The organism is Roseovarius sp. ZX-A-9 (assembly GCF_028369135.1).
Lineage (GTDB): Bacteria > Pseudomonadota > Alphaproteobacteria > Rhodobacterales > Rhodobacteraceae > Roseovarius.
Map to the genome: position 1 here is coordinate 129,966 of NZ_JAPWHW010000008.1, position 15,126 is coordinate 145,091.

The following is a 15,126-nucleotide window of genomic DNA, read 5'->3' on the forward strand; positions in this document are numbered from 1 at the left end:
CATGAAAATCGGATTTATCGGACTGGGCAACATGGGCGCGCCAATGGCCGCGAACCTAGCCAAGGCCGGGCACAGCGTCACGGGCTTTGACGTGGCTGGTGTCACCGTCGAAGGCGCCGGCACCGCCAGCACCGCCGCCGAGGCCGCAACCGGCGCGGATGTGGTGATCACCATGCTGCCCAATGGCGCGATCCTGCGCAGTGTGGCCGCCGAAATCATCCCCGCCATGACGCCGGGCGCGGTATTCCTCGATTGCTCGACCGTCGATGTCGAAAGCGCCCGCGCCGTGGCCGCCGACGCGCAGGCCGCGGGCCTGTCCGCTCTTGATGCGCCCGTATCCGGTGGCATCGGTGGCGCCACCGCCGGCACGCTTACCTTCATGATCGGCGGCGACGAGGCGGGACTGGCCAAGGCGCAGCCGCTCTTTGACATCATGGGCGGCAAATCGGTGCATTGCGGCCCCTCCGGCAACGGTCAGGCGGCCAAGATCTGCAACAACATGATCCTCGGCGTCACCATGATCGCCACCTGCGAGGCCTTCGCGCTGGCAGACAAGCTGGGTCTGGACCGGCAGGCGATGTTCGATGTGGTCAGCACGTCCTCGGGGTATAGCTGGTCGATGAACGCCTATTGCCCCGCACCGGGCATCGGCCCGCAGAGCCCGGCCGATAACGACTACAAACCTGGTTTTGCCGCCGAGCTGATGTTGAAGGATCTCGGGTTGGCCCAAAACGCAGCCGAGGCATCGGATGCCGACACGCCGATGGGGGCCGCCGCTCTCGCCCTCTATCGCCAGTTCGTCGAAGACGAGGATGGCCGGGGTCGCGACTTCAGCGCGATGCTCCCCCGGTTCGAAAAGCGCGGGCGCGGCTAAACCGTTTCGCCTCTGACGTGAGACGCCAGCCCGCACGCACCAGAACGGGCCTGTATGCCCGGTAGAACACCGCGACCGCCGAAACTGCTGCGGTCGCGGGTTTGATTCAAATCATATTCAACAAACGTTATATGTGCTACATTGTCCCGGTCTTTTGCTGAAAGGATCAGACAAATGTCCAAGAATGTCGGAAGTATCGACCGCTTTGTGCGGGTTGTCGTTGGCGCAGCGCTTTTGGTGGCCTTTTTCATGATGCCAGAAGCCGGATATCGCTGGGTCCTGCTGATCGGAATCGTGCCCCTGATCACCGGATTGATGGGCAGTTGCCCGGCCTATTCGCTGTTGGGCATATCCACCTGCCCGATGAAACGCTGAGACAAATCAGCATCCGAGCCACGTGAGTGATCGGATGCTGGCCGCAGATCATGCCAGCGGCGCGCGGTGGCGGTTACTCCGCCGCTGCAACCGTGCGCCGCGCTTTCAACAGCGGCTTGAGGTAGCGGCCCGTGTGGCTGCGCACCTCCTCGGCGATCTTTTCCGGCGTTCCCACGGCCACGATCTCGCCGCCACCATCGCCCCCCTCGGGGCCGATATCGATGATCCAGTCGGCGGTCTTGATCACGTCGAGGTTATGCTCGATCACGATCACCGTATTGCCGCTATCCACCAGTTCGTGCAGCACTTCGAGCAGCTTCTTCACATCCTCGAAATGCAGCCCCGTGGTCGGCTCGTCGAGGATATAAAGCGTGCGCCCCGTCGACCGCTTGGCCAGTTCCTTGCTCAGCTTCACCCGCTGCGCCTCGCCACCCGACAGGGTCGTGGCCTGCTGGCCCACCTTGATATAGCCAAGCCCGACGCGCACCAGCGCATCCATCTTTTCACGGATGCTCGGCACCGCCTGAAAGAAGCTTTGCGCATCTTCAACCGTCATATCAAGAACGTCGGCTATGCTTCTGCCTTTAAACCGTATTTCCAGAGTTTCACGATTGTATCTCTTGCCTTGGCAGGTCTCGCAGGTGACGTAGACATCGGGCAGGAAATGCATCTCGATCTTGATCACGCCATCACCCTGACACGCCTCGCAGCGCCCGCCCTTGACGTTGAAGGAAAACCGCCCCGGCTTGTATCCGCGCGCCTTGGACTCGGGCAGTCCGGCAAACCAGTCGCGGATCGGCGTGAACGCCCCGGTATACGTGGCCGGGTTCGACCGCGGAGTACGCCCGATGGGCCGCTGGTCGATGTCGATCACCTTGTCCAGATGCTCCAACCCCTTGATCGTCTCGCAGGGGGCTGGCGTCTGGCGCGCACCGTTCAGCCGCATCGAGGCGGTCTTGAACAATGTCTCGATCGTCAGGGTGGATTTCCCGCCCCCCGACACCCCCGTGACGCACACGAATTTGCCCAGGGGAAATTCCGCCGTCACGTCTTTAAGATTGTTGCCTGACGCTTTGACAACCTTCAGTTTTTTCTTGTTCCCTGTACGCCGCTTTGCGGGCACCGGTATCTCGCGCGTCCCGGACAGGTATTGCCCGGTGATCGACCCCGGATCGGCCGCCACCACCGCAGGCACGCCGTGACTGACCACGCGGCCGCCATGCACGCCCGCGCCGGGACCGATATCGAAAACGTAATCAGCCTCGCGGATCGCCTCTTCGTCATGCTCCACCACGATCACGGTATTGCCCTGATCGCGCAGGTTCTTGAGCGTATCCAGCAGCCGGTCATTATCGCGCTGATGCAGGCCGATGCTCGGCTCGTCCAACACATAAAGCACCCCGGTCAGACCGCTGCCGATCTGGCTGGCCAGCCGGATGCGCTGGCTTTCCCCACCCGACAGCGTACCGGCATTGCGGCTCAGCGTCAGATATTCCAGCCCGACATTGTTGAGAAATCCCAGCCGTTCGCGAATTTCCTTCAGGATCGCGCGGGCGATCTCATTCTTTTGCGGGCTCAGGTGGCTCGGCGCAGCCTCAATCCAGGCCAGCGCCTCGCGGATGGACAGTTGCACCACCTGCCCCACATGCATCCGCTCCTCCGGCGCGCCATCAGCGGGCCCGATCTTGACCGCCAGCGCCTCTTCACGCAGGCGATAGCCCTCGCAGGCGCCGCAAGGGCGGTTATTCTGGTAGCGTTCAAATTCTTCGCGCACCCAGTTGCTGTCGGTCTCGCGATACCGGCGCTCCATGTTCGGGATGACCCCCTCGAACACACGCGTGACCTGATAGACCCGGCCCCCTTCATCATAGCGAAACGGGATTTCCTCGTCGCCGGACCCATACAGAAAGACCTGCTGCACATGCGGATCAAGATCCTTCCAGCGGGTGTTCTGGTCAAACTCGTAATGCTTGGCGATGGCTTCGATGGTTTGCAGGAAATACGGGCTCTTGCCCTTGCGCCAAGGCGCCAGCGCGCCGTCATAGATTTTCAGGCTTTGGTCCGGCACCACCAGCCGCTCGTCAAAGAACAACTCCATCCCCAGCCCGTCACAGACCGGGCACGCCCCGAAAGGCGCGTTGAAGGAAAACAGCCGCGGTTCGATCTCGGGGATCGTGAAACCACTGACCGGGCAAGCGAAATTCTCGGAAAAGGTGATCCGCTCCGGCTCTCCCTCGCTGGGCGCGGTTTCCAGGATCGCGATGCCATCGGCCAGATCCAGCGCGGTGCGCAAACTGTCGGCCAGCCGCGTCTCCAGCCCTTCGCGCACCACGATCCGGTCAACGACCACATCGATATCGTGGCGGAACTTCTTGTCCAGCGTCGGAGGTTCGTCCAATTCGTAAAAGGCCCCGTCAACCTTGACCCGTTGAAAGCCGGTCTTGCGAAGCTCCAGGAACTCCTTGCGGTACTCACCCTTGCGGTCACGCACGATGGGGGCCAGCAGATAGGCGCGCGTGCCCTCCTCCATGCCCATGATCCGGTCCACCATGTCCTGCACCTGCTGCGCCTCGATCGGCTTGCCCGTGGCGGGCGAATAGGGCGTGCCCGCGCGGGCAAAGAGCAGACGCAGATAATCGTAGATTTCGGTCACGGTGCCGACGGTCGAGCGCGGGTTCTTCGACGTGGTTTTCTGCTCGATGCTGATCGCCGGGCTGAGGCCGCTGATGTGATCCACATCGGGCTTTTGCATCATGTCAAGGAACTGCCGCGCATAGGCCGACAGCGATTCGACATAGCGCCGCTGCCCTTCGGCATAGATCGTATCGAACGCCAGTGAGGATTTCCCCGACCCGCTGAGGCCGGTGATCACCACCAGTTGATCGCGCGGAATATCCACATCGATCGATTTCAGGTTATGCTCGCGCGCGCCACGCACTTCGATGTGTTTCTGCTCAGCCATGATGCCTCCGGACCTGCGAGGTTAACAGATAGTGTATCGTCTCCGAGTCTCCAAGGTGGAATCGGGAACGAAAATGGAACACCAAGGCGGGAACGCAACGGCACGGCACTGCGTTCCCTCGTCAGGAGGGCCGAAACATGGATATTCGCACGAAACGCGCCTATGACGATCCGGCCGCGAATGACGGCTACCGCGTGCTGGTCGACAAGCTCTGGCCGCGCGGCGTCTCGAAAGAGGCCGCGCAGCTTGACCAATGGTGCAAGGAACTCGCCCCAAGCGACGACCTGCGCAAATGGTTCGATCACGACCCCGACAAGTGGCAGGACTTCCGCAAACGTTATTTTGCCGAACTGGAAGGATGCGGAGAGGCGCTCTACGATCTGCTGGGCCAGGTCCGCGACGGGCGCGTCACCCTTGTCTATGGCGCCAAGGACGAAGCACACAACAATGCGGTCGCCTTGCGTGACTACCTCAAGGACAAGGCATAGCGCCCCGCCCGCTCATTTCTGCGCCAGCGCCCAAGCGCAGATCGGGCAATCGGGATCGTTGGTCAGGTCGTCTCGCGCCGGGTCATAGACCGGGGGCCAGTCCGGCTCCAGATTGCGCAGCGCCGCGTGGCGGTTGCCCCATTGCGCAGAGCGGATCTTGTCCGCCTCGAAACCGGCCTCGATCAGCAGGTTGGTCAGCCCCCGCGCCGTCCAGCGCGAACAATCCACCGGCGCGTTGTGGTAGCGGACGAGAAACGGCACCGCGATCCAGAAATACCCGCCCACCCGCAGCATCCGCAGCACGTTGCGGGTGGCGGCATAGGGGCGATCCAGATGTTCCCACACCTGGTTGGCCAGCACGATGTCGAATTTCCGGACCAGCCCGTCGTGATCCTCGAACGGGCCTTCGCAGATATCATGTTTGGGATAGCGGAAACGCTCGTATGTCTGAAAATTATAGCGCCGCCCCGACTTGCCCGAGATTTCAGCTGCCTGCATTTCGGCCAATGGCAATTCTTCCAGCCACTTCCGCGAGGTGCGCTGCATCACGATTCGATTGAGGCTTTTCATAAGTCTACGCGGCACCTTTACTGACACTGCCCCAAGCGGGCCGTGCGCGCGTCAGAATGTCATATACGGGTGATGTCGCAACTGCCGATTGCCGCTCGGGTCAGAAAAAACCACCGCCGCAGCTACCGGCCGACAGGGTCATGAACGCCGCCAGCGCGATCCAGATATGCATCAATCTCATGGTCGTTCTCTCCTTGCCGTGCGTCGTCAGGACGCGGATCAGAAATGCAGGTTCAGCCCGGCCCGAAAGACACCGTTCTGCGAGCCGCCCGAAGTCGCAACCCCGCCGACACTCTGCTGCGATTTGGGCACATCGACGTAATAGGCCTCGATCCGCCCGGACAGGTTATCCCCGAGCCAGCGTTCGGCGCCACCGCCGACCATCAGCCCCGGTTCGAAATCGGTGGACGAACCAATGCCGGTCAGGCTGGTCTTCTTTTGGGTCCAGGCAACCCCCAGAGAGCCATAAAACAACGTCTCGCCCAAGATTTGCCCGGCGCGAAAACGTAATGATCCCATGCCGTTCTCTTCGAAACTTCCACCGGCAGAACTGCCGCGCAACTCCATCAGGGAATAATCGATCTCAGCCCCATAAACAGTGTTACCCTGTTGCCAGTTATAGCCCAGTTGCACACCGCCGAGGAATGTCCCGGCATCCTCTGTCGGGCCCGGCTGCGCCGGCACGTTGTTGGTGAACCCGCCATAGGCCCCGCCCAAATGGAACCCGGCATAGGGCCCGCTCCAGTCCTGCGAGGCAGATTGCGCAGCAGCCGAACCAGCGGCAAACAAGGCCGCAACGGCACATGCAAGGCTCATTCGTCGCAACATTGATCGCTCCCGTCAGCAGAGGGCTTCGGGGACCAGCATACACCATGCACCGATTCGAGCAAATTTCCGCGTCAGGCCCCGGCTCGGGGCAATCTTCAGATGTGGATCACCCGCCCGTAGGCATCCAGCACGCTTTCATGCATCATCTCGCTCAGCGTGGGATGCGGGAACACGGTATTCATCAGGTCTTCTTCAGTGGTTTCCAACTGGCGGCCCACCACGTAGCCCTGGATCAGCTCGGTCACTTCGGCACCGATCATATGCGCGCCCAGCAATTCGCCGGTCTTGGCATCGAACACGGTCTTGATCATGCCCTCCGGTTCACCCAGTGCGATGGCCTTGCCGTTGCCGATGAAGGGAAACCGGCCCACGCGGATCTTGTACCCGGCCTCCTTGGCCTTTGCCTCGGTCAGGCCGACACTGGCGATCTGCGGATGGCAATAGGTGCAGCCCGCGATGCTGCCCGGCTTGACTGGATGCGGCTTGCCCCCCGCGATCAGCTCGGCCACCATCACGCCCTCGTGGCTGGCCTTGTGCGCCAACCAGGGCGCGCCCGCGATATCGCCGATGGCATAAAGCCCTTCGACTCCGGTGCGGCAGAACTCATCCGTGACGATATGGGTCCGGTCCACCGTAACCCCCAGCGCCTCCAGCCCCAGGCCTTCGGTATTTCCGACGATGCCGACGGCTGAAATCACAGTGTCGAACTCCTGTTTCGTCACCTTGCCGCCCTGCTCGATATGCGCGGTGACCTTTCCCTTGGCGCGGTCAAGCTGCTTGACCCCGGCCTTTTCCAGAATGGTCATGCCCTGCTTGGTAAACGCTTTTTTCGCCATGCCGCTGATCTCGGCATCCTCTACCGGCAGGATGCGGTCCATCACTTCAACCACGGTCGTGTCGGTCCCCAACGTGTTGTAGAAGCTCGCAAATTCTATCCCGATAGCGCCCGACCCGATGACCAGAAGCCGCTTGGGCATGCGTGGCGGCTGAAGGGCATGCTTGTAGGTCCAGACCAGATCGCCATCCGCTTCCAGCCCGGGCAACTCGCGCGCCCGTGCGCCGGTGGCCAGCACGATATGCGGCGCGCTCAGCTCTTCGGTCCCCTTGTCGGTCTTGACCGAAACCTTGCCCTTGGCGGCCAATGTGGCCTCGCCCATGATCGCCGTGACCTTGTTCTTCTTCAGCAGATGCCCGACACCACCATTCAGTTGCTTGGCCACCGCGCGGCTGCGCTTGACCACCGCGTCCAGATCGTACCCGATGCCATCGGCCTTCAGCCCGAATTCCTTGGCCCGGTGCATCAGGTGAAATACTTCGGAAGAGCGCAACAGCGCCTTGGTGGGAATGCACCCCCAGTTGAGGCAGATACCGCCCATATGTTCGCGCTCGACCACCGCCACATTCAGGCCCAGCTGCGCCCCCCGAATGGCCGCTACATAGCCACCCGGGCCTGCGCCGATCACGATCATGTCAAAGGATTTCGCGGCCATCTGTCTCTCCCTCGGAAATTTGGTTTGATACTAAAGCGTTTCGAGAGAAACTTGAAACACGAGTTTTTCCCGAAACCTCCACAACATTGAATTGTAGCACTGCGTTGCCACTTAACCCTGCCCCGAGATCAAGGGGAAACGCTTTTGGCGTCTCGTTCGCAAAGCACAGCGTGCCTTGCCGCGCCCGTGGGAGACGGCGGCGGACGGTCTACTTCTGGAAACAGGAACAGAAAGGGTCACGCGCCGTGCAATCCGGCCACGGCAAAGCCCGGCGCAACAAGGCATCAGCGCCGGGTCAGTTCTCTCAGGCCGCGTCTTTTTGCTGCAACTGGCGCAGCGTGCTGGCATAGCCGCCCGCTTCCAGGTAGCTGCGTTCAGGCAGGGTGCTGGCCCGGCCCAACGCCTCGTTGCGATAGGGGAAACGTCCAAACATGCGGATCACTTCGCGATGCGCGCGCGCATGCAAAAGCGTGCTGTCCCCGGTCTCGGGCATACGCTCGCAGATCATCCGCACGCAGCGATCCTGATCGCACAGGTTCTCGGCATGCATCAGCGGCAAATAGAAGAACTGGCGCGCAGGCTCTGCCACGCGCAGATCCCATTTGCGATGGATCGCGACCTTGGCGGCGGCCACGGCTTGCTTGTCGGTGGCAAATGCCTCGGCCTTGCCGCGGAACATGTTGCGCGGAAACTGATCCACCAGGATGATATAGGCCAACGTGCCGTTCGGGTAGGTCAGCCACAGGCCGTTCGCCCCTTCTCGTGCACCCTGCCAGGTATCGGCGAACCGCTCGCGGATCGTCGTATCCAACTCATCGGAAACTGCATACCAGTCTTTCGGTCCGACCTCATCCAACCAGAAACTCAATACATCGTCAGGCGTTACCACTGGTCCACTCCTTGTTTGTCCGGTCCATTCCATGCCTTACCAGTACAGATTAATGACAATTTCGGCCGCATTGACAGTAACGTAATGCTACACAGCCGTCACAATCATTCAGCTTTTGCCCTCTTCAGCATCTTCCTGCGCAATATCGATGGCGTATTCCTGCGCCCATGTGACCGCCACCGGCGAAGACGAGGCCGTGACAAGCGCATAGCGGTCGGTATCTTCGACCGACGGCGACGCCCGCTGGGTCATCCGGTAGGCCGCGTAAATCGCCATGGCGAACCCGAGAAAGGCGATATAGACAAAGAACCCCCTGGGGCCGAGAACCCCCATCATCCAGCCGGTGATCACCGGTCCGGCCACAGCCCCCAGACCGTTGATGAACACCATCCCCCCCGACGCGGCGGCCATGTCCTCGTGCTGCAGAAAGTCATTGGTGTAGGCGATCAGCAGCGAATAAAGCGGATTGGACAGCCCCCCGACAAAGAACGCCGAGACCAGCAGCATCGGGAAAAAGCTGCCAAACAGCATGCCGAACACGGCGCCCACGCCCATCATGGCCGAGGCAACGCCGATCAACAGGCGGCGATCCATCCGGTCCGACAACCAGCCCAGCGGATACTGGATGATCAGCGCGCCTATATAGAAGGCCGAAACGAACATCGAGATCTGCCCGATCCGCAGCCCGGCCTCGGCGCCGTAAACCGCCGCCATGCCGAACTGCGCCGAAAAGATGCCACCCAGCAGGAACATCCCCACACAGCCCAGCGGCGAGGTCTTCATGATCTGGCGCAGCGTCATCGGCTTGGTCGTATCAAAGGCAGGTACCGGGCTGATTGACAGCAGGATCGGCGCGAAAGACAGCGAAATCAGCACCGAAGGGATGATGAACAGAACGAAGCCGCCGGGATCGGCCACCACCATCAGACCCTGCGCTGACACGATTCCGATCATCTGCACGATCATGTAGAGCGACAGCGCCTTGCCCCGGTTCTCGTTGCTGGCCGCGTTGTTCAGCCACGACTCGGCTGTCACGTAAACGCCCGAGAAACAGAACCCGATCAGGATACGCCCCGCGCCCCAGACCCAAGGATCGGTCCAGGTCGGGTAAAGGATCATCACTGCCGAAATCATCGACGCAAGTGCTGCGAAAACCCGCACATGGCCAACCCGGCGGATCATCTCGGGCGCCATCCGCGACCCGAACAGGAAGCCCACGAAATACCCCGACATCACCAGCGATATCTCAAGCGTGCTGAAGCCTTCGATCTGGCCACGTATGCCCAGCAATGTGCCTTGCATGCCGTTTCCGACCTGCAACAGCATCATCCCCAACAGTAGCGCCCATGCGCTGGACAGGACCTTGATCATCGCAGTTCTCCCACTTTCATCTACCCGGCCTAGTGGGCAGACTCGGGCCTGTCAGGCCCCTTTGCGACTCACGCGTGTCGATTGCGCCCCCGTCGCAGTGATTTGCTCGGGGATCAACAGCGAAGCGTCACCATAGGAAAAAAACCTGTACCCCTGGGCCACCGCATGGGCGTAAACCCGCTTCATGCGCCCCTGCCCCATGAATGCCGAGACCAGCATCAGCAGCGTCGATTTCGGCAGGTGGAAATTGGTCATCAGCGCGTCGGTCACGCAAAAGCGGAAACCCGGATAGATGAAAATATCCGTCTCGCCCCGCCAGGGCGCGATTTCCCCGGTTTCGCGCGCGGCACTTTCGATCAGGCGCAGCGCGGTGGTGCCCACCGGGATCACCCGCCCACCTGCCCGCCGCGTCGCGGCGATCTCGGCGGCGGCTGTCTCGGTCACCTCGCCCCATTCGGCATGCATCTTGTGCGTCGTCACATCCTCCACCTTGACCGGAAGGAAAGTGCCCGCGCCCACATGCAGCGTGACATGGGTGAAATCGACCCCCTTGGCGCGCAACTCCGCCAAGAGCGCTTCATCGAAATGCAGCGATGCGGTCGGCGCGGCAACCGCCCCCGCATGGCGCGCCCAGACGGTCTGGTAATCGGTTTTGTCCTGCGCATCCGCAGGACGCTTGGCGGCGATGTAAGGCGGCAGCGGCATGGCCCCGGCGCTTGCCAGAGCCGCGTCGAAATCATCGCCCGTCAGGTTGAAGCGCAGCCGCGCCTGCCCGTCGGTCTTGGCCGTCAGCGTGGCAGACAGGTCCGCGCCGAACTCCACCTGCTCGCCTTCGCGCAGCTTCTTGAGGTGTTTGACAAGCGCCGTCCAGTCGCCATCCGCGCCCGGCTCCAGCAAGGTCACCTCGATCTTTGCAACACTCTCCCCCTGCGGCCCGCTGCGGCGGCGCGTCCCGGTCAGCCGTGCGGGGATCACCCGCGTGTCATTCAGCACCAGCCGATCCCCCGGGCGCAGCCAGTCCGGCAGAGCGTGGACATGGGCATCCGTCATCTGGTCGCCCGCCGCCACCAGCATCCGTGCCGCGCTGCGCGGGCGCGCGGGCCGTGTGGCGATCAGGGCCTCGGGCAGATCAAAATCGAAATCGCTCAGTTTCATCAGAATCCGTATCCTTGCACGTCCGTGCCTTGTGCCTTCAGCGGTCGCGGCGCTTGATGGGGTTTGGTGCCTCGCGGGTATCGGGTTCCGGCGCGGGCGCCCCGGTCACGTCCCCGGTCGCGTTGCGCGCCACCGACGGTGGCGAACGGCGGAAAATCTCGCGGAACATGCCCGGCGTCAAGATCGACAGCGGATTGACCTGCACGCGGGGCGATTTCGCCGGTCCCTTGAGCTTGTAGTTGACCCCCACCAGCCCCTCGCCCTGACGGGTGAAAATGCCGCCCACCTGATTGACCAGGTAAAGCGGCGACACCACGCCCTGCATATCCATCCGGCCGTCTTTCATGAAGTAGTACCCGTCCATCGAAATCCCCATCGAGGCCCCGACCGCACTGCTGCTGAGCAAGGTCACCCGGTCAGGCGACAGTTGGAACCGCGCATTCACCTTGTTGAACAGGATGCCGTTGCCCGACATCTGCTCCAGCAGGCCGACGACACTCAGCGAGCTGAGCAGCGCCGCCAGCGCCGGCGCATCGGCCAGCCAGACATTGTCAGCCTCCAGTTGCCCGTCATAGGTGCCCGCCTCTTCCGCGGGCGCAAGGATCAGGTCCAGGTCGCCGCCATTCGCCTTCTTCAGCAGCCCCGCCGCGCCCAGAACCCCGCCCGCATTGTCCGACCGGATGCGAAACGCGCTGCGCCCGCGCTGCGGCACGATGCTTCCGGTGATCGCGGTGCTGCCATTCACCCGGCCCGCAAAGGTGCCCTCGGTGCCCCGCGTCGTGTCCAGCTTTGCGGTGAAATCGGTCAGCGCCAGGCCGTCGGAAATCTCCAGCCGATCCAGTTTCAGGGTGATCGGCGCACCCTTCTTCTGGCTGGCGTCGCGGCCACCGCTCAGATTGGTATGACGCAGATCGACCGTGCCGCCGTTCACCACCACCGCCGGTGCCAACTCTGCGCCGCGCCCCACCAGTTCGACCGGCGCATCCAGCCAGTTGCCCACCTCGACCCGGCTGAACAGCGCCCGTTCCAGCGCGCCGCCCGGCTGCAATTGGATGCTGCCGCGCGCCCGCAGGCCGGGGGCGTCCAGTTCCACCAGATCAATCTGCGGCGGCGTGCTCAGCCGCCCCCGCACCTGCAACTGTCCGCGCGCCGCCTGCGCCAACGCCCAGTCAAGCTGCGCCAGACGCAGCCCGACACCGGCCATATCCGAACTGAGCGCAAACTCGCCCGTGCCATCGCGGTTCAGATCGACGGTGATGTCGCCGCGCCCCTTGCCGCTCATGCTGCCCGGCGGCAGCCCGATGCCGAACTCGTCCGCGAAACGCGCCGACAGCTCGATCCAGCCGGTCAGGCGACTCTTGCCGTTGCCCTCCGGTCCAAGCGGTGACTGCCAACGCCCTTTGAAGGGCACCTGCCCCAGCAGACCGTCCCCACTCACCTCAAGGGTTTCATTGTCCGCGCGCACCGACATTGCCGCGGCACTCAGAACCCGGCCCGGCACCAGTGCCGCACTGCGGACCTCGCTCAGATCGCCGGTCACGTCAAAGACGACATCGTCCGGACCGACCTTCTTGGCCAACGGAAACCCCAGATGCCCGCTCAACCGCGCCCGCCCATCAGCCAGCGTAACCGGCCTGCCCTGCTTGCTGAGAAACTCGAAGGGTTTCTCGTCCAGCAGCGCCAGCGCGGCGGTGATCGTGCTTTCGGTTTCCAGATCGACCGTGGCCACCGCATGTTTCTGCCAGACATCCGGCACGACAAAGCTGGTGCCCGCGATGTCGATATACCCGCCCTGCGCGGATTTGATGCGGCCTTCTTCTGCACGGATCACGAACCGCCCGTCATAAAGCGATGCATGCCCCACTGCGCCTTCGATATGCGGCATTTCCTTCATGAAGCGGGTGTTCAGGTCTTCATAATCGAACCCCAGGAACAGATCGGGCCGGTGCTTGGGCCGCGACCGCACCGCAAGCTGCAGGTTGCTCAGGCTGGCGGCCTGAACGTTCTCGGCAATCCATTTGCGGGTATTCACCGCCGCCGCTTCGGGCCACAACGCCAGCAGGCGGTCATGGCTCAGCCCGTCCATCCGCCCATCCAGCGCCAGATCCCAGCCCGTCTCCTCGGCCTTCAGATCACCGCTGAGGATCAACTGCCTGCCCTGATCCGAAAGGCTCATCTGCCCCAGGCTCAGGTGGAACGGCTCCAGTTGCAGCCGCATATCCATCGTCGCCACATCGATCTGTATCGGCTCGGGGTAAAGATCGGCGGGATCGGCGGTGATGCCGGTCACGCGCATCTGGGCCTGCAATTCGCTGGGCCAGCCATCCTGCACCCCGACGAGGAATGCCGTGCCCTCGGCCCGCGCCGTGACCCAGCTACTGCTGATCGACAGGCTCTCGAACCGGATCATCTGGGACTTCGGCGTGTAGGTGAAATAGCTGCGCACCGACGAGAACGCGATTGGCTTGGTCGCCTCGGTCGGTTGCAGCACCCCTGCGCCGATCTGCAACGTCGCATTCAGCGGGCCAAGCGTGCCGTCATCCTCGATCTGCACCCGCAGCGCACCCGAAATCGGCGCATCGAGCGCCGCCAACCATGCCAGCGCCGGGGATTGCCCGGATATGTCATCCGCCGGCACATCCTGGATATTGACGCCGAATTCGGCGCCCACCTCACCGATACGGCTGGCATAGTTCATCTCCAGCGAGGTCGCATAGTCGCGCGCGCCCAACAGCGCGAAATTGCCGCGAATGCGCAGATCATCGTCCTCTCGCGTGAGGGAAAGCTGCCCGCCATCGACGTTCCACGCCCGGCCCGCGCGGGCATCTTCGTAGCGCAATGTCAGATTATCCGCCGTGATCCGTTCCAGCGCCGAAAGCTCCGGACGTTGCAGCGCGTCGTCAATCCGCTGGATGATCGCCGTGATGCCTGTGGCACCGCGCGGATCATCCGCTGCCGTCTCTGCACCAACCAGCGCCACGTCCACCGCACCGCTGCGATCGCGGCGCAGGATCAGTTGCACGCCCGAGACACGAATGCTTCCCGGCTGCACTTCGCCGCGCAACAGAGGCCGCATGGCAAGCCTGCCGCCCAGTTCGGACAAATTGGCCAGACGCATGCCATCGGGGCCGCGCAGCACCACGTCGCGCAGCGACAAGCGCGGGATCCATCCCTCCTCGATCACCACGACCATTTCGCCCAGATCGACCCGGATCTCGCCGGTGTTCTGGTTGATCCGCTCGGTCAGCCGGGTGCGCAGCCAGTCCGGCACCGTGATCGGCGTGCCTAAGTAGGACAGCAACAGCAACGTCGCCGCCCCTGCCATGGCCGCCATGCTGATCAGCGACCACAACCCCGCCTTGCGCCGGCGTCTGCGGCGGCGCTGGCGGCGCAGATGCCGGGCGTCCTCCGCGCCGGGGCTGTTGGTCTCTTGCGTGCTCATCACATCCTAACGGGCGGTCAATCTTTGGACCTGTCGGGGCGAAAGGCGGGGCCCGTCGCACATGCTCTCTTTAATCCTCGTGGCTCTGGTCTAATATAACACGCATATCTCCCGGACCAAGGACAGCACATGCCACAAATCTCTGACATTGCACCCGATTTTTCTCTGCCCCGCGACGGAGGTGGCGAAATTCAGCTTAGCGCGCTGCGCCCGGCCCCGGTGGTTCTCTTCTTCTATCCGCGCGACGACACCTCCGGCTGCACCCGCGAGGCGCGCGAATTCACCGCCCTCCTGCCAGAGTTCCAGGCAGCCGGCGTGACCGTCCTGGGCATATCCAAGGACAGCGTCGCCAAACATGACAAGTTCCGCGACAAACATGCGCTCGGCATGCCGCTGCTGTCAGACGAAGCCTCGGACACCTGCGAAGCCTATGGTGTCTGGAAAGAGAAGAAAATGTACGGCAAGACCTTCCTCGGCATCGAGCGCAGCACATTCCTGATCGGCCGCGACGGGCGCATCGCCCAGATCTGGCGCAAGGTCAAGGTGCCCGGCCATGCCGAGGCCGTGCTGGAAGCCGCCAAGGCACTCTGAGTATTGCCGCCGCGTCCGCCCTCTGCCGGGCGCGGCGCCGTGGACCTGCCGAAGCACACCCCCGCCACCTGCGACATTCTGGCGCAGCTCA

At 62.8% G+C, this 15,126-nt stretch carries 12 protein-coding genes; 4 read left to right on the plus strand and 8 right to left on the minus strand.

From position 1 onward, the window contains the following. Position 1: 1 nt before the first annotated feature. Positions 2–874 carry a 3-hydroxyisobutyrate dehydrogenase gene (gene mmsB, locus O3306_RS09915; protein ID WP_272006409.1) on the plus strand — a complete coding sequence of 291 codons (873 nt, stop codon included), beginning with the start codon at positions 2–4 and terminating at the stop codon, positions 872–874. 174 nt (positions 875–1,048) lie between these two features. Next, positions 1,049–1,249 (plus strand): YgaP family membrane protein, encoded by a 201-nt coding sequence (locus tag O3306_RS09920; protein ID WP_272006412.1) that lies wholly within the window; start codon positions 1,049–1,051, stop codon positions 1,247–1,249. A 73-nt stretch (positions 1,250–1,322) separates the two neighbouring features. On the opposite strand, the gene uvrA is transcribed toward O3306_RS09920, so the two are convergent. After that, positions 1,323–4,211, minus strand: a complete 2,889-nt coding sequence (gene uvrA, locus O3306_RS09925; protein WP_272006414.1) for an excinuclease ABC subunit UvrA — start codon at positions 4,209–4,211, stop codon at positions 1,323–1,325. 137 nt (positions 4,212–4,348) lie between these two features. Here uvrA and O3306_RS09930 point away from each other — a divergent pair, with 137 nt between their 5' ends. Further along, complete coding sequence (locus O3306_RS09930; RefSeq protein WP_272006417.1) at positions 4,349–4,699, plus strand: DUF488 domain-containing protein; 351 nt, start codon at positions 4,349–4,351, stop codon at positions 4,697–4,699. A 12-nt stretch (positions 4,700–4,711) separates the two neighbouring features. Here O3306_RS09930 and O3306_RS09935 read toward each other — a convergent pair whose 3' ends face one another. The 7 genes from O3306_RS09935 to O3306_RS09965 all read right to left on the minus strand — a co-directional run bounded on the left by O3306_RS09935 (position 4,712) and on the right by O3306_RS09965 (position 14,444). Beyond that, positions 4,712–5,245 carry a methyltransferase domain-containing protein gene (locus O3306_RS09935; protein ID WP_272006420.1) on the minus strand — a complete coding sequence of 178 codons (534 nt, stop codon included), beginning with the start codon at positions 5,243–5,245 and terminating at the stop codon, positions 4,712–4,714. 243 nt (positions 5,246–5,488) lie between these two features. Then, positions 5,489–6,085 carry an outer membrane protein gene (locus tag O3306_RS09940; RefSeq protein WP_272006422.1) on the minus strand — a complete coding sequence of 199 codons (597 nt, stop codon included), beginning with the start codon at positions 6,083–6,085 and terminating at the stop codon, positions 5,489–5,491. Positions 6,086–6,192: 107 nt separating this feature from the next. Next, complete coding sequence (gene lpdA / locus O3306_RS09945) at positions 6,193–7,587, minus strand: dihydrolipoyl dehydrogenase (RefSeq protein WP_272006424.1); 1,395 nt, start codon at positions 7,585–7,587, stop codon at positions 6,193–6,195. Between the two features lie 304 nt (positions 7,588–7,891). After that, on the minus strand, positions 7,892–8,476 hold the full coding sequence (locus tag O3306_RS09950) for a DUF924 family protein (protein ID WP_272006427.1): 585 nt from the start codon (positions 8,474–8,476) through the stop codon (positions 7,892–7,894). Positions 8,477–8,584: 108 nt separating this feature from the next. After that, on the minus strand, positions 8,585–9,847 hold the full coding sequence (locus tag O3306_RS09955; RefSeq protein ID WP_272006430.1) for an MFS transporter: 1,263 nt from the start codon (positions 9,845–9,847) through the stop codon (positions 8,585–8,587). Positions 9,848–9,898: 51 nt separating this feature from the next. Continuing rightward, positions 9,899–11,002 carry a tRNA preQ1(34) S-adenosylmethionine ribosyltransferase-isomerase QueA gene (gene queA / locus O3306_RS09960; RefSeq protein WP_272006433.1) on the minus strand — a complete coding sequence of 368 codons (1,104 nt, stop codon included), beginning with the start codon at positions 11,000–11,002 and terminating at the stop codon, positions 9,899–9,901. A gap of 37 nt (positions 11,003–11,039) precedes the next feature. Next, positions 11,040–14,444: an AsmA-like C-terminal region-containing protein gene (locus O3306_RS09965; RefSeq protein ID WP_272006435.1), complete on the minus strand. Its 3,405-nt coding sequence runs from the start codon at positions 14,442–14,444 to the stop codon at positions 11,040–11,042. A gap of 129 nt (positions 14,445–14,573) precedes the next feature. Between O3306_RS09965 and O3306_RS09970 the strand changes: the two genes are divergently transcribed. Further along, positions 14,574–15,035, plus strand: coding sequence for a peroxiredoxin (locus O3306_RS09970; protein WP_272006438.1), 462 nt, complete (start codon positions 14,574–14,576; stop codon positions 15,033–15,035). Positions 15,036–15,126: the final 91 nt, after the last annotated feature.